This is a genomic window from Mesorhizobium sp. ESP-6-4 (genome assembly GCF_020164735.1).
Taxonomy (GTDB): domain Bacteria; phylum Pseudomonadota; class Alphaproteobacteria; order Rhizobiales; family Rhizobiaceae; genus Mesorhizobium.
Genome location: NZ_JAIUGS010000003.1, coordinates 305571 through 326145, shown reverse-complemented (window position 1 = coordinate 326145; position 20575 = coordinate 305571). Strand labels below are relative to the sequence as shown.

At 64.5% G+C, this 20575-nt stretch carries 17 protein-coding genes and 1 riboswitch; of the genes, 10 read left to right on the top strand and 7 right to left on the bottom strand.

From position 1 onward, the window contains the following. The first annotated feature begins 567 nt into the window (after positions 1–567). The 4 genes from LB523_RS08680 to LB523_RS08665 all read left to right on the top strand — a co-directional run bounded on the left by LB523_RS08680 (position 568) and on the right by LB523_RS08665 (position 5910). Positions 568–3876: a helicase-related protein gene (locus LB523_RS08680; protein WP_224602228.1), complete on the top strand. Its 3309-nt coding sequence runs from the start codon at positions 568–570 to the stop codon at positions 3874–3876. 151 nt (positions 3877–4027) lie between these two features. Then, complete coding sequence (locus tag LB523_RS08675) at positions 4028–4414, top strand: RNA-binding S4 domain-containing protein (protein WP_224602227.1); 387 nt, start codon at positions 4028–4030, stop codon at positions 4412–4414. A 202-nt stretch (positions 4415–4616) separates the two neighbouring features. Continuing rightward, the gene (gene fdxA, locus LB523_RS08670) at positions 4617–4955 is read left to right on the top strand and encodes a ferredoxin FdxA (RefSeq protein ID WP_095767304.1); all 339 of its coding nucleotides are present in this window, start codon (positions 4617–4619) and stop codon (positions 4953–4955) included. A 373-nt stretch (positions 4956–5328) separates the two neighbouring features. Further along, the gene (locus LB523_RS08665) at positions 5329–5910 is read left to right on the top strand and encodes a CarD family transcriptional regulator (protein WP_040991750.1); all 582 of its coding nucleotides are present in this window, start codon (positions 5329–5331) and stop codon (positions 5908–5910) included. Between the two features lie 18 nt (positions 5911–5928). Here LB523_RS08665 and LB523_RS08660 read toward each other — a convergent pair whose 3' ends face one another. The 3 genes from LB523_RS08660 to LB523_RS08650 all read right to left on the bottom strand — a co-directional run bounded on the left by LB523_RS08660 (position 5929) and on the right by LB523_RS08650 (position 8330). Next, a complete protein-coding gene (locus LB523_RS08660; protein WP_224602226.1) occupies positions 5929–6720 on the bottom strand; it encodes an amino acid ABC transporter ATP-binding protein in 792 nt (263 codons plus the stop codon). Continuing rightward, a complete protein-coding gene (locus LB523_RS08655) occupies positions 6717–7397 on the bottom strand; it encodes an ABC transporter permease subunit (protein WP_027166691.1) in 681 nt (226 codons plus the stop codon). Before LB523_RS08655 ends, LB523_RS08660 begins: the two co-directional genes overlap by 4 nt. Positions 7398–7556: 159 nt before the next feature. Continuing rightward, positions 7557–8330, bottom strand: coding sequence for an amino acid ABC transporter substrate-binding protein (locus LB523_RS08650; RefSeq protein ID WP_095767302.1), 774 nt, complete (start codon positions 8328–8330; stop codon positions 7557–7559). Positions 8331–8633: 303 nt separating this feature from the next. Here LB523_RS08650 and LB523_RS08645 point away from each other — a divergent pair, with 303 nt between their 5' ends. Both LB523_RS08645 and LB523_RS08640 read left to right on the top strand, forming a co-directional pair. Next, positions 8634–9497, top strand: a complete 864-nt coding sequence (locus LB523_RS08645; RefSeq protein WP_095767541.1) for an RNA polymerase factor sigma-32 — start codon at positions 8634–8636, stop codon at positions 9495–9497. Positions 9498–9653: 156 nt separating this feature from the next. Next, complete coding sequence (locus LB523_RS08640) at positions 9654–11795, top strand: caspase family protein (RefSeq protein ID WP_224602225.1); 2142 nt, start codon at positions 9654–9656, stop codon at positions 11793–11795. Positions 11796–11963: 168 nt separating this feature from the next. On the opposite strand, the gene LB523_RS08635 is transcribed toward LB523_RS08640, so the two are convergent. The 4 genes from LB523_RS08635 to thiB form a co-directional block, all read right to left on the bottom strand. Next, complete coding sequence (locus LB523_RS08635; protein WP_224602224.1) at positions 11964–13430, bottom strand: M48 family metalloprotease; 1467 nt, start codon at positions 13428–13430, stop codon at positions 11964–11966. Positions 13431–13582: 152 nt separating this feature from the next. Beyond that, entirely contained in the window at positions 13583–14368 is a 786-nt protein-coding gene (gene thiQ / locus LB523_RS08630; protein ID WP_224602223.1) for a thiamine ABC transporter ATP-binding protein, read from the bottom strand. After that, complete coding sequence (gene thiP, locus LB523_RS08625) at positions 14365–15975, bottom strand: thiamine/thiamine pyrophosphate ABC transporter permease (protein ID WP_224602222.1); 1611 nt, start codon at positions 15973–15975, stop codon at positions 14365–14367. Before thiP ends, thiQ begins: the two co-directional genes overlap by 4 nt. A gap of 244 nt (positions 15976–16219) precedes the next feature. After that, entirely contained in the window at positions 16220–17230 is a 1011-nt protein-coding gene (gene thiB, locus LB523_RS08620) for a thiamine ABC transporter substrate binding subunit (protein WP_224602220.1), read from the bottom strand. Between the two features lie 45 nt (positions 17231–17275). Further along, positions 17276–17381: riboswitch (TPP riboswitch) on the bottom strand. Positions 17382–17516: 135 nt separating this feature from the next. On the opposite strand from thiB, the gene LB523_RS08615 reads away from it, so the two are divergent. Genes LB523_RS08615 through LB523_RS08600 form a run of 4 tightly spaced genes read left to right on the top strand, consistent with a single transcriptional unit; the run spans position 17517 to position 20574 of the window. Beyond that, the gene (locus LB523_RS08615) at positions 17517–18161 is read left to right on the top strand and encodes a thiamine diphosphokinase (RefSeq protein ID WP_224602219.1); all 645 of its coding nucleotides are present in this window, start codon (positions 17517–17519) and stop codon (positions 18159–18161) included. Between the two features lies 1 nt (position 18162). Next, the gene (locus LB523_RS08610; RefSeq protein WP_224602218.1) at positions 18163–19977 is read left to right on the top strand and encodes an ABC-F family ATP-binding cassette domain-containing protein; all 1815 of its coding nucleotides are present in this window, start codon (positions 18163–18165) and stop codon (positions 19975–19977) included. 55 nt (positions 19978–20032) lie between these two features. Then, a complete protein-coding gene (locus LB523_RS08605; protein ID WP_224602217.1) occupies positions 20033–20275 on the top strand; it encodes a type II toxin-antitoxin system CcdA family antitoxin in 243 nt (80 codons plus the stop codon). Next, entirely contained in the window at positions 20275–20574 is a 300-nt protein-coding gene (locus LB523_RS08600) for a CcdB family protein (RefSeq protein WP_095767294.1), read from the top strand. The genes LB523_RS08605 and LB523_RS08600 overlap by 1 nt, the downstream gene beginning before the upstream one ends. Position 20575 lies beyond the last annotated feature (1 nt).

Below are 20575 nucleotides of genomic sequence, written 5' to 3'. Positions count from 1 at the left end.
TGCGACAAGCTGTGAATCCTCGGTGGGCGAGCTGTGGATAACACCATATCTAGGGGTGAACAAACCGGGAAAACCGCCAGATCGCTGATTCGTCGCCGATTCGTTCCGGCTTTGGCCGGAAAGTTAACAGTGGACGATGCAAACGTCACCGAACTCGTTAAAGGCGATTAAGAAAAGTCAACAATTTCATAAACTTGAAGTCTGCGCTCAGCTCGGGTCTGACCATTGCCCGGCAAAGGTTAACGGCGCTTCGCATCCGGCAGAGGCCAAGCAGGAATTGGGCCAATTCGGCGATTCAGCATGTGGTGAGACTCACCGTCAAAAAATCCACATATAGCCGTGAACAAACCCTGAATCAGAACGAGTCACCGATTCGTCGCTGATTCGTTCCAGACTCGTTCCAGCTGTTAACAAGCGGCCGATTTTGGCTGCTCCCTCCGGCATAGCCAGTTCGCGAGGGAACATTCCGCTTTCGCTTCACGCCCGAAGTCCCTATGTGTCGCCTGTCACACGCGGCGGCAGCGCCGTGCTTCAGACTACGGGCGGCAGAAACCTTAATCCGAGCCGATGAACATCCAGCCGAAACACTCCCACCCGCTGATCCTTTCGGGCCGCGACGTGACGGCCGTGCTGGGCCCGACCAACACCGGCAAGACGCATCTCGCCATCGAGCGCATGGTCGCGCATGAAACCGGTGTCATCGGCCTACCGCTGAGGCTGCTCGCCCGCGAAGTCTATGCGCGCGTCTGCGAGAAGGTCGGCGCCCATAAGGTGGCGCTGATCACCGGCGAGGAGAAGATCGTGCCTGCCGGCGCGAAATATTCGGTCTGCACCGTCGAGGCGATGCCGCGCGAGACCGACGCCGCCTTCGTCGCCATCGACGAGGTGCAGCTCGCCGGCGATCTCGAGCGCGGCCATATCTTCACCGATCGCATCCTGCATCTGCGCGGCCGCCAGGAGACGCTGCTCCTGGGCGCGGCCACCATGCATGGCATCCTGCAGCGCCTGTTGAAGGGCGTGTCGGTGGTGACGCGGCCGCGGCTGTCGCACCTTGCCTATGCCGGCTCGAAGAAGCTCACCCGGTTGCCGCGGCGCACGGCGATCGTCGCCTTCTCGGCCGACGAGGTCTATGCGATCGCCGAGCTGATCCGCCGCCAGCAGGGGGGTGCTGCCGTCGTGCTCGGCGCTCTTTCCCCGCGTACCCGAAACGCTCAGGTGGAGATCTTCCAGTCCGGCGATGTCGACTATCTCGTCGCCACCGACGCCATCGGCATGGGCCTGAACCTCGACCTCGATCACGTCGCCTTCGCTCAGAACCGCAAGTTCGACGGCTATCAATACCGCAACCTGACCGCCGCCGAGCTTGGCCAGATCGCCGGCCGCGCCGGCCGGCACCTGCGCGACGGAACGTTCGGCGTCACCGGCCAGGTCGACCCATTCGACGAGGAACTGGTCGCCAAGATCGAGGGACACGATTTCGATCCGGTGAAGGTGCTGCAGTGGCGCACCGCCGATTTCGACTTTTCCAGCCTCGATGCGCTGAAGCGCTCGATCGAGGCCAATGCGCCTGTCGAAGGGCTGACCCGCGCGTTGCCGGCGGTGGATGCGCAGGCGCTGGAGCAGCTATCGCGCGACGGCGACATCCGCGGCTTGGCCACCGGCAAGGAGCGCGTGGCGCTTCTTTGGGAAGCCTGCGCGCTCCCCGACTATCGCAAGATCGCGCCGGCACAGCATGCCGATCTTATCGCCTCGATCTATATGGACCTTGCGCGTCACGGCCATGTCGATGAGAATTACATGGCCGAGCAGGTGCGGCGCGCCGACACGACGGAAGGCGATATCGACACGCTGTCGCACCGGATCGCGCAGATCCGCACTTGGACTTTCGTCTCCAACCGCCCCGGCTGGCTGGCCGATCAGCTACACTGGCAGGAAAAGGCGCGCGAAATCGAAGACAGATTGTCGGATGCGCTGCATGAGCGGTTGACGAAACGCTTCGTAGACCGCAGGACTTCCGTCCTCATGCGGCGCCTTAGAGAAAATACCATGCCTGAAGCCGAAATCAGCCCGTCCGGAACCGTCCTCGTCGAAGGCCATCACGTCGGCGAGTTGCAGGGGTTCCGCTTCACCGCCGACCAGAGCGCCGGCGGCGAGGACGCCAAGGCGGTGCGCACCGCCGCTCAGAAGGCGCTCGCGGCCGAGTTCGAGCAGCGCGCCGAGCGCTTTGCCGCCTGCGCCAATGGCGACCTGGCATTGGGCTCGGACGGTGTCCTGCGCTGGATCGGCGCGCCGATCGGCACGCTGGTCGCCGCCGATGAGGCGCTGAAGCCGCGCCTGGTTCTGCTTGCCGACGAGCAGCTGACCGGCCCCGCCCGCGACAAGGTCGCGGCGCGCGCCGAGCGTTTCGTCAATTTCCAGATCGAAACGCTTTTGAAGCCGCTGGTCGACCTGAAGAATGCCGACCAGCTCGCCGGCATCGCGCGCGGCATCGCCTTCCAGCTGGTCGAGCATTTCGGCCTGATCAATCGCCGCGACATCGCGGAGGAGATGAAGTCGCTCGACCAGGAAGGCCGCGCAGCGCTTCGCCGCCTCGGCGTCCGCTTCGGCGCCTACCATGTCTTCGTGCCGGCGCTGATCAAGCCGGCGCCGGCTGGCCTGGTGACGTTGCTGTGGGCGCTGAAGAACGACGGCAAGGACAAGCCCGGCTTCGGTGATGTGGTGCATGCGCTGGCTTCCGGCCGCACCTCGGTCGTCATCGACCCGACCTTCGACAAGACCTTCTACAAGCTCGCCGGCTACCGCAATCTCGGCCGCCGCGCCGTGCGCGTCGATATCCTCGAGCGGCTTGCCGACCTCATCCGCCCGGCGACCAACTGGAAGCCCGGCCTCGGCCAGCGTCCGGACGGCGCCTATGACGGTCACGCCTTCATGGTGACGCCGCCGATGATGTCGATCCTCGGCGCCACGGCCGATGACATGGAGGAGATCTTGAAAGGTCTCGGCTATCGCTCGGAGGCCAAGCCGGCCGCCGAGGTTAAGGCGAAGCTCGACGCGCTGGACGACGCCGCCCGCGAAGCGGCCGCGGCCAAGCTCGCCGCGGATAATGCCGTGCGCGCCGCGCGGGAGGCAGAGGCACAAGCCGCGGCAACTGATACGGTCGCGGAGGCAACGGTCGAGGGCTCGGAGCCGGCTGCCACCGAAGCTCCGGCTGAAGCCGTCGCGGAAGTGGCAGCGGACCCTGCCACGGTAGAGCCGGCAGAAGCTCCGGCCGAGGTTACGGAAGAGGCAGCAGCGGTGGAAGATGCCGCAGCGGTGGACATTGCGGCAGCGCCCGAGTCGGCCGAAAGCGCCGACGCTCTTACCTCCCCCCACCACCAGGTGGAGGATAGTGCCGGCGGCGAGGCGCCAGCCGAAGCCGAGGAACCAAAACCTGTACTCCTGTGGCGCCAGGCGCGTTTCGACCATCAGCGTCCGCGCCATCGCCACGACAACCGTCGCGACAATCGCCCGCGCGGCGCCCAGCCCGCACGCGAGGCAGGCGCCGCAAGCGGTCAGCCCGGCGACCGGCCCGCCCAGGAAGGCCGCCGCGAGCAGCGCGAAGGCGCCGGCAAGCCGCGCTTCGACCGCTCGAAGTTCAAGCCGAGGCCCGAGACGGGCGACCGGCGTGAGGGCGCTGAACGGCGCGAAGGCAAGCCGCAAGGCGAACGCCGCGACGGCCGGCCGGACTGGAAGGGCGGCAGGCAGGACGGCAAGGGCAACGCCCCGGGCGGCAAGCCAGCCTTCCAGGGCAAGCCGCGCGAGGAACGCCCGCAGCGCTTCGATCCGGATTCGCCCTTCGCCAAGCTCGCCGCCTTGCGCGACCAGCTGAAGAAATAGGTTCGAGCATGATCCCGAAAAGTGGGACCCGGTTTTCGGGCGAGATCATGCTCCATCAAAGAACCAGCATGATCCCGAACCGAAGGACCGCGTCAGCGAAAAGTGGGAACCGGTTTTCGGATAAGATCATGCTCTACCAAAGCTAGCCGCGATGGTTGGAGAAGGCCGTCAACGCATCGACAAATGGCTGTTCTTCTCGCGCGCGGTGAAGTCGCGGTCCTTGGCGGCAAAGGTCGTCGTCGCGGGACGCGTCCGCATCAATCGCGACAAAGCAGCGCAGGCGTCGGATCTGGTCAAGCCTGGCGACGTGCTCACCATCATGCTCGAGCGCCGTATCCTCGTCTGGAAGGTGCTGAACTGTGGCGCCAGGCGCGGCCCGGCCGACGAGGCGCGGCTGCTTTACGAGGACATGTCGCCGGCGCCGACACCCAAAGGCGAGGCGGTTCCGGACGCCGTTCCAGCCTTGCGCGAGGCCGGCAGCGGCCGCCCGACCAAACGCGAGCGGCGGCAGACCGACCGGCTGCTCGGCGACGACTGAGATATAGCCGGGCCGCGGCACGGCTGCAGCAATTCCAGGAAAACTGCGCAACGGTTGGGCTGGAGGACTTGGCCGAAGCTTTCCGGCTGGAATTCCATTCCGCGACACCGGCTGCGCCTGCAATCCCTGCCCTTGCATGCTGCGGGCAAAGGCGTTACCTCAGCCGAAAAGCCCAGCAAAATGGGACGTTCCGGAGCCTGCAATGACCTATGTCGTGACCGACAATTGCATCAAATGCAAATATATGGACTGCATCGAGGTCTGTCCGGTCGACTGTTTCTACGAGGGCGAGAACATGCTCGTCATCCATCCTGACGAGTGCATCGACTGCGGCGTCTGCGAGCCCGAATGCCCGGCCGACGCGATCAAGCCGGACACCGAGGGCGGCCTCGACAAATGGTTGCAGATCAATTCCGAATACGCCGAGAAGTGGCCCAATATCACCGCCAAGAAGGAGCCGCCGGCGGACGCCAAGACCTTCGACGGCGAGACCGGCAAGTTCGAGAAATATTTCTCGGCGGAGCCCGGCGAAGGCGATTGATATAGCGGCCGGGAATACCGGCATGACGCGGCGTAACCGGACCGATACAATTGCTGTCTTGACGGGCAGCGCTGCCGCTTGGCGTTAGCGAATGCAGCAAAACCTTGATTCTTCCGACTTTTTGTGTTACATCAACGAAACATGCCGGTGACACAACGTCGATTTATGGCGCTAACGCCCCAAATCACTGAAAGGTGAGCTTTTAGATCCGGACCAGAGCGATCTGGGGCAGGCGGTCGCATTCGTGCGATATGCCGGCCCTTGGCTTTTCCGGTGGGTTCATCCTGTTGCGCGGCTAACGGTCGGCTTTGCCGACCTCGTGGGTTCGAGCCGGCATGATGCCGGCTGCACAACTTAAGGAGTTCAGGGCGTAATGGCAACGATCACCCCGCAGAAGAAGTCCAACGCGGCTCGTCACGGGTTCAAGACCGGCGAATTCATCGTCTATCCGGCGCATGGCGTCGGCCAGATCGTGGCGATCGACGAGCAGGAAGTTGCGGGTCACAAGCTGGAACTGTTCGTCATCGATTTCCAGAAGGACAAGATGCGGCTGAAGGTGCCGGTCGCCAAGGCGACCTCGATCGGCATGCGCAAGCTGTCGGAAGAGGATTATGTCGACCGCGCGCTGAAGGTCGTGCAGGGCCGCGCCCGCATCAAGCGCACCATGTGGTCGCGCCGCGCCCAGGAATATGACGCCAAGATCAACTCGGGCGACCTGATCTCGATCTCGGAAGTTGTGCGCGACCTCTACCGCGCCGACAACCAGCCGGAGCAGTCCTATTCCGAGCGCCAGCTCTACGAAGCCGCGCTCGACCGCATGGCCCGCGAGATCGCCGCGGTGAACCGCATGTCGGAGACCGAGGCGGTGCGCCTCATCGAGGTCAACCTCAACAAGGGTCCGAAGCGCGGCGCCAAGGCCGACAACGAGGAAGCCGAGCAAGAAGAAGCTGCCTGAGCTTTTTCGCTTTTGAGTTTACGAAGAACCCGGCCTCGCGCCGCTGCCGGCTTCCTTCTGCGCTTCCTCTTGCCTGAGCGAGGCGATGAAGCGCTTGGTTCGCGCGCGCTCCGGATTGTCGAACACGACCGAAGCCGGGCCTTTCTCGACGATGACGCCGGCGTCCAGGAATACCACCTCCTGCGCGATCTTCGAGGCGAGCCTGAGATCATGCGTGGCCATCACCATGGTCGTGCCTTCGCGGGCAAGCTGTCCGAGCACGTCGACCACTTCCTGCGCCAGTTCCGGATCGAGCGCAGAGGTAGGCTCGTCGCAGAGCAGCACGCGCGGCGACGGCGCCAGCGCCCGGGCGATCGCCACGCGCTGCTGCTGGCCGCCGGACAGCGTCGCCGGCCAGTCATCGGCCTTGTGCGCCATGCCGACCTTTTCGAGCAGCGACATCGCCCGTTCGCGCGCCCTTGGCTCAGGCCATTTCAGCACCGTCACCAGCCCTTCCATGACATTCTCGATCGCTGTGCGATGCGGGAAGAGCTGGAAATTCTGGAACACCATGCCGGTCTGCAGGCGGATGCGCTGGATATCTTTGGCCGGCACCTTGCCGCCCGGTTGGAACGCAAGCGTCTCATCGCCGATGCGCAGGGAACCGGAGGTCGGGATTTCCAACAGGTTGATGCAGCGCAAGAGCGTGCTTTTGCCGCCGCCGGAAGGGCCGACCAGCGCAGTCACGCTGCCCTCGTCGATGGTGACGGTCACGCCCTTCAGCACAAGATTGTCGCCGAAGCGCTTTTCGATGTTGCTGAGGCCGATCATGCGTTGGCCTCCAGGAACCCGCCATAGCGGTTGAGCCGCACTTCCAGCCGCGCCTGCAGCGCCGACAGCACCGAGCTCAACGCGAGATAGAGCGCGGCCGCCTCGACATAGAGGATCAGCGGCTCATAGGTGGTGGCGACGATGCGCTGCGCGGCCTGGAACATCTCGGGCACCGTGATCGCCGCCGCCAGCGAGGTGTCCTTGACCAGCGAGATGAAGGTGTTGGAAAGCGGCGGCACGGCAACGCGGCCCGCCTGTGGCAGGATGGTGCGCCGCATCGCCTGGCTCCAGGTCATGCCGATCGAATAGGAAGCTTCCCACTGGCCCTTCGGCACCGAGCCGATGACGGCCCGGATGATCTCAGACGTATAGGCGCCGATGTTGAGCGTGAAGCCGATCAGCGCGGCGGGAAAGGCATCGAGCAGAATGCCGACCGACGGCAGGCCGTAGAAGATCAGGAACAACTGAACGAGCAGCGGCGTGCCGCGAAAGATCCAGACATAGAAGCGCACCAGCGCGACCAGCGGCTTCGGGCCGAACAGCCGGATCAGCGCCGTCACCAGTCCGGCGATGAGCCCAAGCGCGAAGGACAGGAGCGTCAGCGGCACGGTGAAGATCAGCGCCGCCCACAACAGCGTCGGCAACGATTCCAGCATCAATTGCAGCCAGTGCGGCACGAAGCGCTTCTCCCTTCCAGATACGGCGGCGCGTCCCCCGTATGGACCGACTATCATGCAAAAACCGACGGGCCGTCAAAGACGACCCCGATGAATGTCGTGCAAAAACAGCGGGCCGTCGAAGACGGCCCGCCGGTATCCGAGCAAGGGACGATTGCCTTACTTCGAAACGTCCTGGCCGAAATACTTGTCGGCGATCTTCTGGTAGGTGCCGTCGGCCTTAATGTCGGCCAGCGCCTTGTTGATGGCCGCGACCAGCTCCGGATCGCCCTTGCGCACGATGACGCCGGAATAATCGGCATTCTCTTCCTGCGCCGCGATCTTCACATTGGCGTCCGGCTTGTGCTTCTTGAAATCGAGGAAGGACAGGCTGTCATTGATCGTGGCGTCGGCGCGGCCGGTGAGCAGAAGCTGGATCGACTGGTCGAACCCGTCGGTGCCGACGAGCTCGGCGCCGTTCTTCTCGGCGAGCTTGCCGAAATTGGAGGTCAGCGACTGCGCCGACTTCTTGCCCTTGAGATCGGCGAAGGTCTTGATATCGGTGTTGTCGCCACGCACGATCAGCACCGCCTTCGAGGCGATGTAGGGATCGGAGAAATCATACTTGGCCTTGCGCGCATCGGTGATGCCGACCTCGTTGATGACGGCGTCGTAGCGGTTGGCATCGAGGCCGGCGATCAGGCCGTCCCATTTGCCTTCAAGGAACTGAACCTTGACGCCGAGCTTGTCGCCGATGGCTTTGGCGATCTCGACGTCGAAGCCGACCAGCGCGTTGGACTCATCGTGATAGGTGAAGGGCGCATAGGTGCCTTCGGTGCCTACCTTGAGCACCCCGGCCTGCTTGATCTGGTCGAGATTGGCGCCGGCATAGCCGGCGGTGATCGCCAGAACCTGCAGCGTTCCGGCGAGAAGAAGCGGTTTGAGCCATTTCATTTTTCTGTGATCCCGTTTTGACCGGTGTCCCGGCGCGACTGTGCGAGCCGGAAACTGGCAGATAGAAGGCTGCAAAATAAGGAACCAGATTTCAAAAATCGGCTCTGCCAGAAATCTGATTCTCTAAACCGCCGAGAATTCACCAGAAGGCTTTCCCGGCAGATAACAGAATGCTTCCGTCGGCACCATCTACCCCCTCGGGCGGCGGAACCATCCATGCGCCTGACACGTTGCATGGCTGTTGTAGGGCGCGGCGGCATCTTTTCAACCGCTATACGCGCAATCGTCGCAAAAGGAGCCGGCATGATCGAAGACGCGGCAGGACGGACATTGGTCCGGGCGGCAATGAAGGCTCCATACCTCGAGCGCGACGAGGAGCATGTCCTTGCGCTTCGTTGGAAGGAAGAGAACGACCAGCACGCGCTGCACAGGATCACCGTCGCCCATATGCGCCTTGTGATCTCCATGGCCTCGAAATTCCGCCATTACGGCCTGCCGCTCGGCGATCTCATCCAGGAGGGCCATGTCGGCCTGCTCGAGGCGGCCGCCCGTTTCGAACCCGCGCGCGAAGTACGCTTCTCGACCTATGCCACCTGGTGGATCCGCGCCTCGATGCAGGATTACATCTTGCGCAACTGGTCGATCGTGCGCGGCGGCACCAGTTCCGCGCAGAAGGCGCTGTTCTTCAATCTCAGGCGTCTGCGCGCGCGCCTCGCCAACGGCGCCGAGCCGCTCTCCAACGCCTCGCTCTACCGCGAGGTCTCGGCGGCGCTGGGCGTGCCGGAGGCGGACGTGGCGATGATGGATTCGCGCCTGTCTTCCCCCGACAGCTCGCTCAACGCGCCTTTGGCCGACGAGAACGGCGCCGCCGAGCGGATGGATTTCCTGGTCTCCGAAGACCCGCTTCCCGACGAAATCGTCGGCGAGAGGATCGACGTCCAGCGCCGCGCTATCTGGCTGCGGAGCGCGCTCGGCGCGCTCAACGCCCGGGAGCTTCGCATCATCGAGGAGCGCAGGCTGAGCGATGACGGCGCCACGCTGGAATCGCTTGGCGAACAGCTCGGCATCTCCAAGGAGCGCGTCCGCCAGATCGAGGCGCGCGCCATGGAAAAGCTGAAGCTGGCGCTGGTGAAGCAAAACCCTGAGTTCCTGGCGGAAGCCGCCTGAAGTCAGTCCGGGACCAAACTCAAAGATAAGAAATAACACGCCGTCATCGGGGCCATTTTTCCTCGATGATAACTAGGATTGTGAGCTCTTTAACAGACTGTTGCGCCGCAATCGGCTTTTTGACTCCTCCAGATCACACCACATGGGGGATTTGCCATGCTGCGATGCTGCGCGCTGATTGCACTCTTGATCCTCGTGGGTCTCACGACGTTTCAAGCGCATGCCGAGCGAAGGGTTGCCCTTGTGGTCGGCAATTCGCAATACCGCGAAATCCCGGCGCTCAAGAATCCGGACAAGGACGCGGAGAACGTGTCGAGGACATTCCGGCTGGCCGGCTTCGAGGTGTTCGCCGCCAAGGACCTGACCAAGCTTCAGTTCGAAGAGCGGTTCCGCAACTATCTGGCGGCGGCGGACGGCGCCGACCTGGCGGTCGTCTATTATTCGGGGCACGGCTTCCAGATCGGCGGAGAGAATTTCCTGATCCCGGTCGATGCGTCGCTGAAAGATGCGGCCGACATGGAGGTCCAGGCCATCAAGGTCAATGACATATTGCGGCAGCTACGCTCGAGATCGAAGGTCCAGATGATCATCCTCGACGCCTGTCGCAACGATCCTTTCCCGCGCAAGGACTATTGGCTGCGCGACCAGTTGATCGTCGCCGGCGGCAGCGGCCTTGCGCAGGTAACGGGTTCGCAGAACACGCTGATTGCCTTTGCCACCGAGCCCGGCGCGGTCGCCTATGACGGGTCCGGCGACCTCAGCCCGTTTTCGTCGTCCTTCTCCCGCCGTGCGCTGGCGCCGGATCAGGAGATACGCTCGGTGATGGCGGCCGTCCGCCGCGACGTGGTCAAGGCCACCAACGGCAAGCAGGTTCCGTGGGAGAACTCCTCGCTGATCGACGACGTCGTGCTGATGCGCGGGGCGGAGCAACCGGCGCCGCCGCAGGAAGCTGAGCAGGACCAGCAGACGGCGGAACGCGGAATCCAGGTGGCCGACGCCGCCGAAGCGATTGGACGTCGCGATATCCAGGTCCCGCTCGGCGTCGGTCCGGTTCCGCTGAAACTGGAGCTTCCGGCCAAGGATGCCTCTATCAGCCTCAAGCTTGCGAGCTACCCGGCGGCCGGCACGCTGTCCCTGCCCGACCGTGTCCTTTCGCCGCAATCGAGCCTGACGGCCGCCGAGGTCGACAAATTGCGCTACGAGCCGCAGATCGGCTCGGTCGCGCCCGTCGAAGTCGGCTTCGATATCCGCGCGGGCAGCGCCGCGAAGCGGTCGACGATGCAACTCTCGCCGAGCGTCGACCCTTGCGACCAAGCCGCCGGCGAGCCGCTCGACCTGCAGGGCGTTGTCTCGGGCCGCTTGCCGAACGAGATCGGCGGCGGAGCTGTCGAAGCTTGCGAGGCGGCGGTGAAGTCCTATCCCGACATTGCGCGCTTCCGCTACGAGTTGGGGCGAGCACTGCTGGCGTCGGGCCGGATCGACGAAGCGAGGAATGTGATCCAGGAGGCGGCCGATAAGGGGCACGTCCGTGCCGTGTACGAGCTCGGCTACATCGCCGCATCCGGAATGAGCGCGGCTCCGGATTTGACCAAGGCCAACAGCCTCTATGCGCAGGCGTCGGACAAGGGAGATCCCTACGGCATGACTGCCTTGGGGCGCGCTTTGTTCGACGGTGTCGGCGTCCAGCGCGACACCGGCAAGGGACTGGACCTGCTGCTCCAGGCAGCGGCGATGGGGCATGTCGATGCCACCAAGGACCTTGCGGTGATCTTCAAGGAAGGCCGCAACGGCGTACCCGCCGACCCGGCCCGCGCCTTGGCTTTCCTCCGAGCCGGCATCGACCGGCAGGAGGCTTATTCGATGGCCATTCTCGGTCTCTCACCCAAGCGAAGCGAAAAGACGGTCCCGGTGTGCAAGCCCAAGGTGGTGACCAAAGTGGTCACGAAGATAAAGGTGGTCCGTACCCCCGCGCCAAAAGCGCCGCCACCGGTCACCAAGATACCGGCCAAGCGCATACCGAACGGCACCGGATCAGCATCTTGGCGTGGCAATGGCGGCGATCACCCCGAGCCCCGCGGCGGCGGATCTGACAGCGGCAGCACCGACGGTGACAGCACCGGCAGCACCGACTCCGGCAGCACCGACACTGGCAGCACCGGCAGCACTGACTCCGGCAGCACCGACACTGGCAGTCCCGGCAGCACTGACTCCGGCAGCACCGACACTGGCAGCACCGGCAGCACTGATTCCGGCGGCACTGATACTGGCAGCACCGGCGGCTCTGACGGGATCAGATAGCAGCATCGATGGCGTGGACGCAGCCAGCCGAACGGCAGCGTCGAGAGAGCATGATCCCGATAAGTGGGAACCGGTTTCGGACGACATCATGCTCCAACAAGGATCGTGATGGCGATTCAACGAAACGCCGTCACCATCAAGCGGCCGCCGGAAAGCGGGGTGTCGGTCTTATTTGTCGGTGACGATCTTGACCTTGTCGCCGGACGACACAGTCGCGCCCGGCGACATGGCGTTGAGCACGCGGAACAGATCGAGCTTGCGATCGACGCCGACCATCTGCGCGGCGAGCGAGCCCATAGTCTGGCCGGCCTGGACGGTAATGACCCTGATATGCAGCGGCTTCAGCGCCGCCTTCTCGGCCGGGCTCAGCACGCGGAAGGAGCCGCTGACCGAGCGCGCCACAGGGTCCAGCGAAGTGCTGGCCGAGGGCGCGGCCGTCAGCAGCCTGTAGACCTGCCCACCGGCCCGGATCACCGCGATGTCGAACTGCCAGCCTTGCGCGCTGGCATGGGCCGTCGCCGCATCGTTGCCGTTGATCGTGTCCTGGCGCACGCTGGCGTCTTCCAGCCCCGCGACCCAGCCGCTGCGGATGTAATCGGTGAGCGACACGGACTTGTCGATCGCCACGCCGTCGAAGCGGATGGCGATGTCGCCCGGCCCGGTCGCGGTCACGGCGGCCGCCGAATTGTCGATGACAAAGCCGTCCGGCACGGTGAACGAGACGCCGAGATTGGGATGCATGAAGGTCTGGCCGCGCACATAGCCTTCTTCCGGCGTGTCGCCGTAAAGCAGGCCGTCTATGCCGGCCAGAAATGCGTCGCGGTCGCGCGTGCCGACGCCGGGCGGGCCGAAATTGCGCGCGAGGCGCTGCGCCAGCTCGATACGCTGCGGCGTGTTCGGGTGCGTCGCCAGGAAGTCGAGGCTGGCGTCTGTGGCGCCGCTCACCGAGCGGAAATCCGTATAGGCCGACATCGACTGCAGGAAGCGGCCGGCGGCATAGGGATCATAGCCCGCCTCGCCGATCGACTTGATGCCGATGGCGTCGGCCTGCAGTTCCTGGTTGCGCGAGAATTGCGCGAGCCTGAGCTTGCCGCGGATCAGCGCCGCCTTGGCGGTCGGGCTGTCGCCGAGCACATCGGAGACCACCTTGGTCGCCAGGCCCTCCTCCGCTTCGAGCTGCTGCCGCTGCAGGCCGTGATTCGCGGTGACGTGCCCCATCTCATGCGCGATGACGGCGGCAAGCTCGGAGGAATCGTTGGCCAGCGCCAGCAGGCCCCGCGTCACATAGAGATAGCCGCCCGGCAGCGCGAAGGCGTTGACGTTGGGCGAATTGAGGATGGTTATGCGATAGGTCTGGGTCGGGTTGGCCGACACCACCGTCAGATTGCCGACGACCTTGGCCACCATGCGTTCGAGCTTTGGGTCGGAATATTCGCCGCCATAGGTGGCGAGAATCCGCGGGTGCTGCGCCTTCGCCATCTCTGCGAGCTTGGCGTTGGCCACGACATTGTCGACGGTGATCGGCTTGTCGGAAGGTTGGAAGCCGCTCTCCTGCACGTCCGGCGGCGTGAACATCTGGCAGCTCGCCAGCAAGGCGACGCTCGCCAGCGCGAGAAATCGTGCCAGCGGCTTCATCCACACCTTCTCAGCGCCGCTCGACAGGTCGGCTTCCTTCCAAATCTTTCGGCAAATCACGGTCCAGCCGGACCAGCATGGCCGGACCTAGCCATACTCCCCCGGACAAGGCAAGCAAACGCCGGATCGCCCATTGCCGGTTTGGCCATAAATTATGTCCGCTTCCGGGCAACATGTTGTGATCCGGCAACGGTGCCGCCTCGATCGCCGATATAGCGCCGGAACGCATCCGGTCCAGACCGATCGAAGAAATCCTCGGCGGGCCCGGCTGCCGCGATCGTGCCTTCGTCGAGAAATGCCACGTCCTGCCCGACGCGGCGCGCATCTTCCGGCTGATGCGTCACGAACAACACCGTCATTTCGCGCTCGGCATGAATGCCAGCCACAAGATCCAGCATATCGTCGCGCAGCGCCGGGCCGAGCGACGCGAAAGGTTCGTCGAGCAGCAAAACGGGCCGGTCGCGCAGCAGCACGCGCGCCAGCGCCACGCGCTGCCGCTCGCCGCCGGACAGCTCGCGCGGCAGCCGCTTTTCCTTGCCGGCAAGACCAACCCGCGCCAGCGCCTCGGCGACCTCGGCGCGATCGGCGTCGCCGAGTTTCAGCGACGGCGAGCGGCCGAGCCCGACATTGGCTTCGACGGAAAGATGCGCAAACAAATTGTTTTCCTGGAACACCATCGACACCGGCCGCGCCGAAGGCGGCGTGTTTCCGAGATCGACGCCGCCGATCAGGACCTTACCCGCATCAGGCGCTTCGAAGCCGGCTATCAGATTGAGCAGCGTCGACTTGCCGGAGCCGCTCGGCCCCATGATGGCGGTGATCCTGCCGGCCGCGAATTCGGCGTCGAAGCGGAAGGAGGATTCGCCATAGCTGAACGAGACGCCATCCAGCGCGACGGCGAGGCCCTTTTGCGCGGCGGTGCCGTCGATGGTCGTCATGACTTTCCTTCCCGCCCCAGCCAGTCGGCCGCGACCACCAGCATCAGGCAGACGAGGCCGAGCAGCAAGGCAAGTCCCGCGGCGTCGGCTGTCCTGTAGCTGCTCATGCGCGCCAAAAGCAGATAGGGCAAGGTCTGCACGGAATCGCTGCCGAACAGCGCGATCACGCCGAGATCGCCGAGCGACAGCGCCATGGCGAAGGCGAAGCCGGTGGCCAAGGGCCGCCTCAGCGACGGCCAGTCTATCAGGCTGAGTCGGTTCCAGCCGGTTATGCCGAGCGCAAGGCAAAGCCGCTCGTGGCGCTCGCTCGCCGCGTCATAGGCCGGGCGAACGGCGCGAATGGCGAAGGGCATCGCCATCACTGCGTTGACGGCGACGACCATGACCGGCGCGATGGCAAAGACATCGGTGACGTGGCGCAGCGCCAGAAACCAGCCGGCGCCAAGCACGATCGGCGGCACGACGAGCACGAAGCCGGCGCCGGTGTCGGCGGCATGTTCGAGCAGGCCCATGGCCCCGCCTGCCCGGCGCCGTAGGGCCAGCGCGCGCCGTGCCGCGATCAGCGCCAGCGACAGCGTCACGCTGAGAAGCGCCGCAAGCAGGGCAAAGCCGGCGCTGGTGAAGGTGGCGCGGCGCACCGCCGCTTCACCGGCCAACCGTCCGAGATCCGTCCCCAGACCTGAAAGCACGGTCGCCAGCATCGGTCCGGCGACGAACAGCAGGGCAAGCATGATGAGGCCGGCATTCAGCGCGCTTTCGATCCGGCCCGCCGAAAGGTAGCGGCGCGGCGCCACCGGCAGATTGGCATCACCGACCGTGTTGGCGCCGAGCCGCGTGAGTGCTGCGACCACGACGAAGGTGAGCGCGATCTGGAGAAACGTCAGTGTTACGGCCCGCGTAGGATCGAAATCGAAGCGCAGCGCCTGGTAGATGGCCACTTCCAGTGTCGTCGCGGCCGGACTGCCGCCGAGCGTCAGCACGATGGTGAAGGAGGTGATGCAGAGCATGAAGACCAACCCGGCAATCCCCGGCAGGGCCGCGCGCAGCACCGGCCATTCGATCAGCCGGAAGGCCGGCCAGGCACCCATGCCGAGCTGGCTCGCCAGCCGCCACTGGTCGGCGGGAACGGTGCCCAGCGCCTCGAGGAACAGGCGCGTCGCCAAGGGCAGGTTGAAGAAGACATGAGCGACAAGGATGCCGGAGAGGCCGTAGATCCCCGGCCAATCCGCACCGCCAAGTCTGGCGAGGACGCCGGCTAAATATCCGACCCGACCGTAGAGCGCCAGAATGCCGAGCGCGGCGACGATCGCCGGTAAGGCCAGCGGCAGGGTGAACAATTGCAGGATCAGGCCGCGACCTGGAAAGGCCGGATGCCTCGACAAAGCGCGCGCCACGAGCAGCGCCGGCGCGACCGACAGCAGCGTCGAGAGAGCCGCCTGCCACAGCGTGAAGCGGGCGACGCGCAGGAGATAATTGTCGAAGGCGGCGGCAGCGCCGGAGAGATCGTGCGCGCCTTCGACGGCGAGGCCGGCGAAGGCACCGCCGATGAGGAGGGCGATGGCCGCCAGCGCGACGACGCCGGCGGTGACGCGGGAGTCAGGGTGCACGGCGGCTTGCACGTTGCACCTTGGTGGAATTCAGCAAACGCCGTGTTCCTTCGCGCCCCCCTCTGTCCTGCCGGACATCTCCCCCACAAGGGGGGAGATCAGCAGCGCCCGCCCCTCGCTCATCACTGCAACGTCGCCAGTTGGCGAAACCGCCGATGACGGCCAATTTCCCCCCCTGTGGGGGAGATGTCCGGCAGGACAGAGGGGGGCGCCGTAGAGCGATCATCTTGCGCGAATAGCGATCCTACTTGCTCATCACCGCCAGCCACTCATCCACCCACGCCTTGCGGTTGGCGGCGACCTCCTGCGGGCTGAACAGCAAGGTCTTGGTCGGCTTCACCAGTTTGTCGAAGGCCGGGTTGAGCGGCTTGTCGGTCTTGCCGGCCGGGAACATCCAGTTGGTTTCCGGAATGACATCCTGGAATTTCGGTCCGGTCATGAAGGCGATGAACTTTTGCGCCAGCGGGTTCTTCGCGCCCGTCGTGGTGATGCCGGCAACCTCGATCTGCAGGTATTCGCCTTCCTCGAACGAGGCGGCCTGGTAGCGCTCGGTGTTCTCGGCCACCATGTGGTAGGCCGGCGAGGTGGTGTAGGAAAGCACCATTGGCGCCTCGCCCTTGGTGAACAGGCCATAGGCCTCGCTCCAGCCCGGCGTCACCGTCAGCACTTTCGATTTCAGCTTGGCCCAGGCTTCCGGCGCCTTGTCGCCATAGACCGATTTCACCCACAAGAGCAGGCCGAGGCCCGGCGTCGAGGTGCGCGGATCCTGGATGACGATCTTGTCCGTGCCGGCGCCTTCGACCAGTTCCTTCAGGCTCTTCGGCGGGACTTTAAGCTTCTGCGTGTCATAGACGACGGCGAAATAGCCGTAGTCGAAAGGCACGAAAGTGTCGTCGCTCCAGCCTCCAGGCACGTCGATGGCGGAGACTTCGCCATGCGGCACGAACAGTCCGCTCGCCTTGGCGTCGGCGGTGAGATTGGTGTCGAGGCCGAGCACGATGTCGGCCTTGGTGCCGGCGCCTTCGAGCTTGACGCGGTTGAGGAGCGCCACGCCGTCGGCCACCGAGACGAATTCGAGATCGCAGCCGCATTCGGCCTCGAATTCCTTCTTCACCGCCGGGCCGGGACCCCAATCGGCGGTAAAGCTTTCATAGGTATAGACGGTGAGCTTGTCCTTCGCAGCGGCAGGCGCGACGCCCGCCAGAAGCGAAACTAAGCCGGTTGCGAGAATGAGATGGGACAGTATTGCGCGCATATCGGCGCCTCCTTCGTTCGAGTGACAAGGAATTGAGGCGCCGGATCGTCCGAAACGTCTAATCCCTCCGCCGGTACAAACCGGATCAGGTTCAGCGGGTTGGCTTGATCGCCTCTCAGCCGGATCACGTCCGGCACCCCGTTAGAGCGTTTCGACAGATAGGCCCCGCCGAAGCAGCGCGCAAGCGGAAGTTTGCCGGGCAGCTAATGTTCGCCGGTAGCCTCGCAGCCGAAGCGCACGGCATCCCGCTTCCGTTTCGCCCGACGGGCTGGTAAGGGCGACGGCCATGGGCACATTCACCATCCTGCTTGCCGGCGAGCTTATCCGCACGCCCCGGCTCGAACGCCAGATCGCTGGCTCGCGCGTCATCGCCGCCGATGCCGGCATCGGCCATGCCCGCATGCTTGGACTTGTCCCCGAACTTTGGGTCGGCGATTTCGACTCGGTGCCGGCGAACCTGCCGGATGATCTCGCCGCCGTGCCGCGAAAAGTCTTTCCGGCCGAGAAGGACATGACCGATGGCGAGCTCGCCATAGCGGAAGCGCTTCAGCGTGGCGCCACCAGCCTCGTGCTGGCCGGCGCCTTCGGCGGCAAGCGCGCCGACCATGCCTTCCTGCATCTGGCGCTGGCCGTGCGGCTGGCCGAGGCTGGCACGACCGTGCTGCTGACCAGCGGCGCGCAGGAAGGCGCTCCCATCCTGCGCGGCAAGGCCAGCTTCGACTATGACGACGGCACCTTGTTTTCGGTGCTCGGCTTTTCCGACCTGTCCGGCCTGACGGTCACCGGCGCCAAATGGCCTCTCGACCGCGTCGAGGTGGCGTTCGGTTCCTCGCTCACTATATCAAATGAGGTCAAAGGGCAGCTTGGCATCGCGCTGGAGCGCGGCCGGGCCCTGCTTCTGGCCCACCCCTATCCTCTTCCAGAAAGTTGACATGGCGCCGCCACTCCTCAACCTCGACGACATTAAACTGACTTTCGGCGGCACCCCGCTGCTCGACGGCGCGGCGCTCAGCGCATCCGCCGGCGAGAAGATCGCGCTGGTCGGGCGCAACGGCTCGGGCAAGTCGACGCTGCTCAAGATCGCCGCCGGGATGATCGAGCCGCAGGATGGCGAGGTGTTCCGCCAGCCTTCGGCCACGGTCCGCTATCTGCCGCAGATGCCGGACATGGACGGCTTCGCCGACGTGCGCGCCTATGTCGAGGCGAGCCTTGGCCCGGCCGACGATCCGCATCGCGCCACCTATCTGATGGACCATCTTGGCCTGACCGGCGAGGAGCGGCCGAACGACCTGTCCGGCGGCGAGGCGCGCCGCGCCGCCCTTGCCCGCGTCATGGCACCGGAACCCGACATTCTGCTCCTCGACGAGCCGACCAACCATCTCGACCTTTCGGTGATTGAATGGCTGGAAGAAGAGCTCGCCCGCACCTCCTCCGCGGTGATCCTGATCTCGCATGACCGCCGCTTTCTCGAGCGCGTCACGCGCGCCACCGTCTGGCTGGATCGCGGCCAGACGCGGCGGCTGGACAAGGGCTTTGCGCATTTCGAGGAATGGCGCGACCAGGTGCTGGAAGAGGAAGAGCGCGACCAGCACAAGCTCGGCCGCCAGATCGTGCGCGAGGAACATTGGCTGCGCTATGGCGTGACCGCCAGGCGCAAGCGCAACATGCGCCGCCTCGGCGAGTTGCAAACCATGCGCCAGCGCTTCCGCAGCCATCGCGGCGCAGAGGGCACCGCGACGATGGTGGCCAGCGACGCCGCCGAATCCGGCAAGCTGGTGATCGAGGCCAGGAACATCGACAAGAGCTTTGGCGATCTCACCGTGGTCAGGGGGTTCTCGACCCGCATCCAGCGCGGCGACCGCGTCGGCCTGGTCGGCCCGAACGGCGCCGGCAAGACGACATTGTTGAAGATGCTGACCGGCGAGCTGGCGCCGGACGCCGGCACCGTGCGGCTCGGCGTCAATCTCGAGATTGCGACGCTCGATCAGAAGCGCGAGGCCGTCGATCCGCAGGAGACGCTGGCGCATTACCTCACCGACGGACGCGGCGAGAACCTTGTCGTCAACGGCGAGCAGCGTCATGTCGTCTCCTACATGAAGGATTTCCTGTTCAAGCCGGAGCAGGCCCGCACGCCGGTGCGCGAGCTTTCCGGCGGCGAACGCGCGCGGCTGCTTTTGGCCCGCGTGCTGGCCCGGCCAGCGAACCTTCTGGTGCTCGACGAACCGACCAACGATCTCGACATGGAGACGCTGGAGCTGCTGCAGGAGCTTGTCGCGGGCTTTGCCGGAACCGTGATACTGGTCAGCCACGACCGCGACTTCCTTGACCGCACCGTCACCAGCGTGATCGCGCCGGACGGCGGCGGCCGCTGGATCGAATATGCCGGCGGCTATTCCGACATGCTGGCGCAGCGCGGCGGCTCCAGGCTGGAAGACCGCAAGGCAAGGTCCAAGACCGAGGCGAGCGAGGCTGGACCGAAAGCCGAACCGGCGGCGCCCAAAGGCGCCGCGAAAAAGCTCTCGTTCAAGCAGAAATTCGCACTGGATTCGCTGCCTAAGAAGATCGAAGCGGTGACGGCCTCGATCTCGCGACTGGAGAACAACATCGCCGACCCGTCCTTCTACGAGCGCGATCCCGCCTCGTTCCAGAAGACTATCGCCGCGCTCGACAAGGAGCGCACGACGCTGGCGGCACTCGAGGAAGAGTGGCTGGAACTGGAGATGCTGCGCGAAGAGATGGAAGGGTAGGCTTGCCTGCACGTTCTATGCGCTTATATTATGCGCATGGAATAGAGAGGCTGCCGTGCTCCAATCATCTGCGAAACCGCAACGCAAATCGGTAAACACCTCGATCGATTCGAGATTGATCGAGGAGGCCAAGGCATTGGGTATCAATATGTCCCGCGCCGCCGAGCAAGGAATCGCCAAGGCAATTTCTGCCGAGAAGATCCGTCGCTGGCAGGAGGAGAACAAGGAAGCGCTCGAAAGCTCTAACGAATACGTCAAGCGTAACGGTCTGCCTTTGGCCAAGTACCGGCTGTTTTGATGGCTCGCTACGATTTCTACCGAAGCACGGGAAGCGACGGTTATCTCCTCGATGTCCAGTCCGACATACTAGAACAGCTCGATACCAACGTCGTCGTTCCCCTTCTGCCCCCCAACATCGCACCGCTGCCGGCACGCAGGCTGAACCCGATCTTCAGGATCGATGGCAAGGAACACGTTATGGTCACTCAGTTCATTTCGGCTGTGACGGCTTCCGAATTGCGGGCGGCAGAAGGAAACCTTGGCAGGCATCATGACGAGATCGTCGCCGCTCTCGACATGCTGTTTCAGGGCTTCTGAG

What these genes read in the sequence shown, in the direction of transcription:
- LB523_RS08610 (WP_224602218.1), top strand. Translation starts at nt 18,163, where the DNA reads ATGGCGCCGCCACTCCTCAACCTCGACGACATTAAACTGACTTTCGGC.
- LB523_RS08645 (WP_095767541.1), top strand. Translation starts at nt 8,634, where the DNA reads ATGATCGAAGACGCGGCAGGACGGACATTGGTCCGGGCGGCAATGAAG.
- LB523_RS08675 (WP_224602227.1), top strand. Translation starts at nt 4,028, where the DNA reads ATGGTTGGAGAAGGCCGTCAACGCATCGACAAATGGCTGTTCTTCTCG.
- LB523_RS08640 (WP_224602225.1), top strand. Translation starts at nt 9,654, where the DNA reads ATGCTGCGATGCTGCGCGCTGATTGCACTCTTGATCCTCGTGGGTCTC.
- fdxA (WP_095767304.1), top strand. Translation starts at nt 4,617, where the DNA reads ATGACCTATGTCGTGACCGACAATTGCATCAAATGCAAATATATGGAC.
- LB523_RS08680 (WP_224602228.1), top strand. Translation starts at nt 568, where the DNA reads ATGAACATCCAGCCGAAACACTCCCACCCGCTGATCCTTTCGGGCCGC.
- thiQ (WP_224602223.1), bottom strand. Translation starts at nt 14,368, where the DNA reads ATGACGACCATCGACGGCACCGCCGCGCAAAAGGGCCTCGCCGTCGCG.
- LB523_RS08650 (WP_095767302.1), bottom strand. Translation starts at nt 8,330, where the DNA reads ATGAAATGGCTCAAACCGCTTCTTCTCGCCGGAACGCTGCAGGTTCTG.
- LB523_RS08665 (WP_040991750.1), top strand. Translation starts at nt 5,329, where the DNA reads ATGGCAACGATCACCCCGCAGAAGAAGTCCAACGCGGCTCGTCACGGG.
- thiB (WP_224602220.1), bottom strand. Translation starts at nt 17,230, where the DNA reads ATGCGCGCAATACTGTCCCATCTCATTCTCGCAACCGGCTTAGTTTCG.
- LB523_RS08600 (WP_095767294.1), top strand. Translation starts at nt 20,275, where the DNA reads ATGGCTCGCTACGATTTCTACCGAAGCACGGGAAGCGACGGTTATCTC.
- LB523_RS08635 (WP_224602224.1), bottom strand. Translation starts at nt 13,430, where the DNA reads ATGAAGCCGCTGGCACGATTTCTCGCGCTGGCGAGCGTCGCCTTGCTG.
- LB523_RS08615 (WP_224602219.1), top strand. Translation starts at nt 17,517, where the DNA reads ATGGGCACATTCACCATCCTGCTTGCCGGCGAGCTTATCCGCACGCCC.
- LB523_RS08660 (WP_224602226.1), bottom strand. Translation starts at nt 6,720, where the DNA reads ATGATCGGCCTCAGCAACATCGAAAAGCGCTTCGGCGACAATCTTGTG.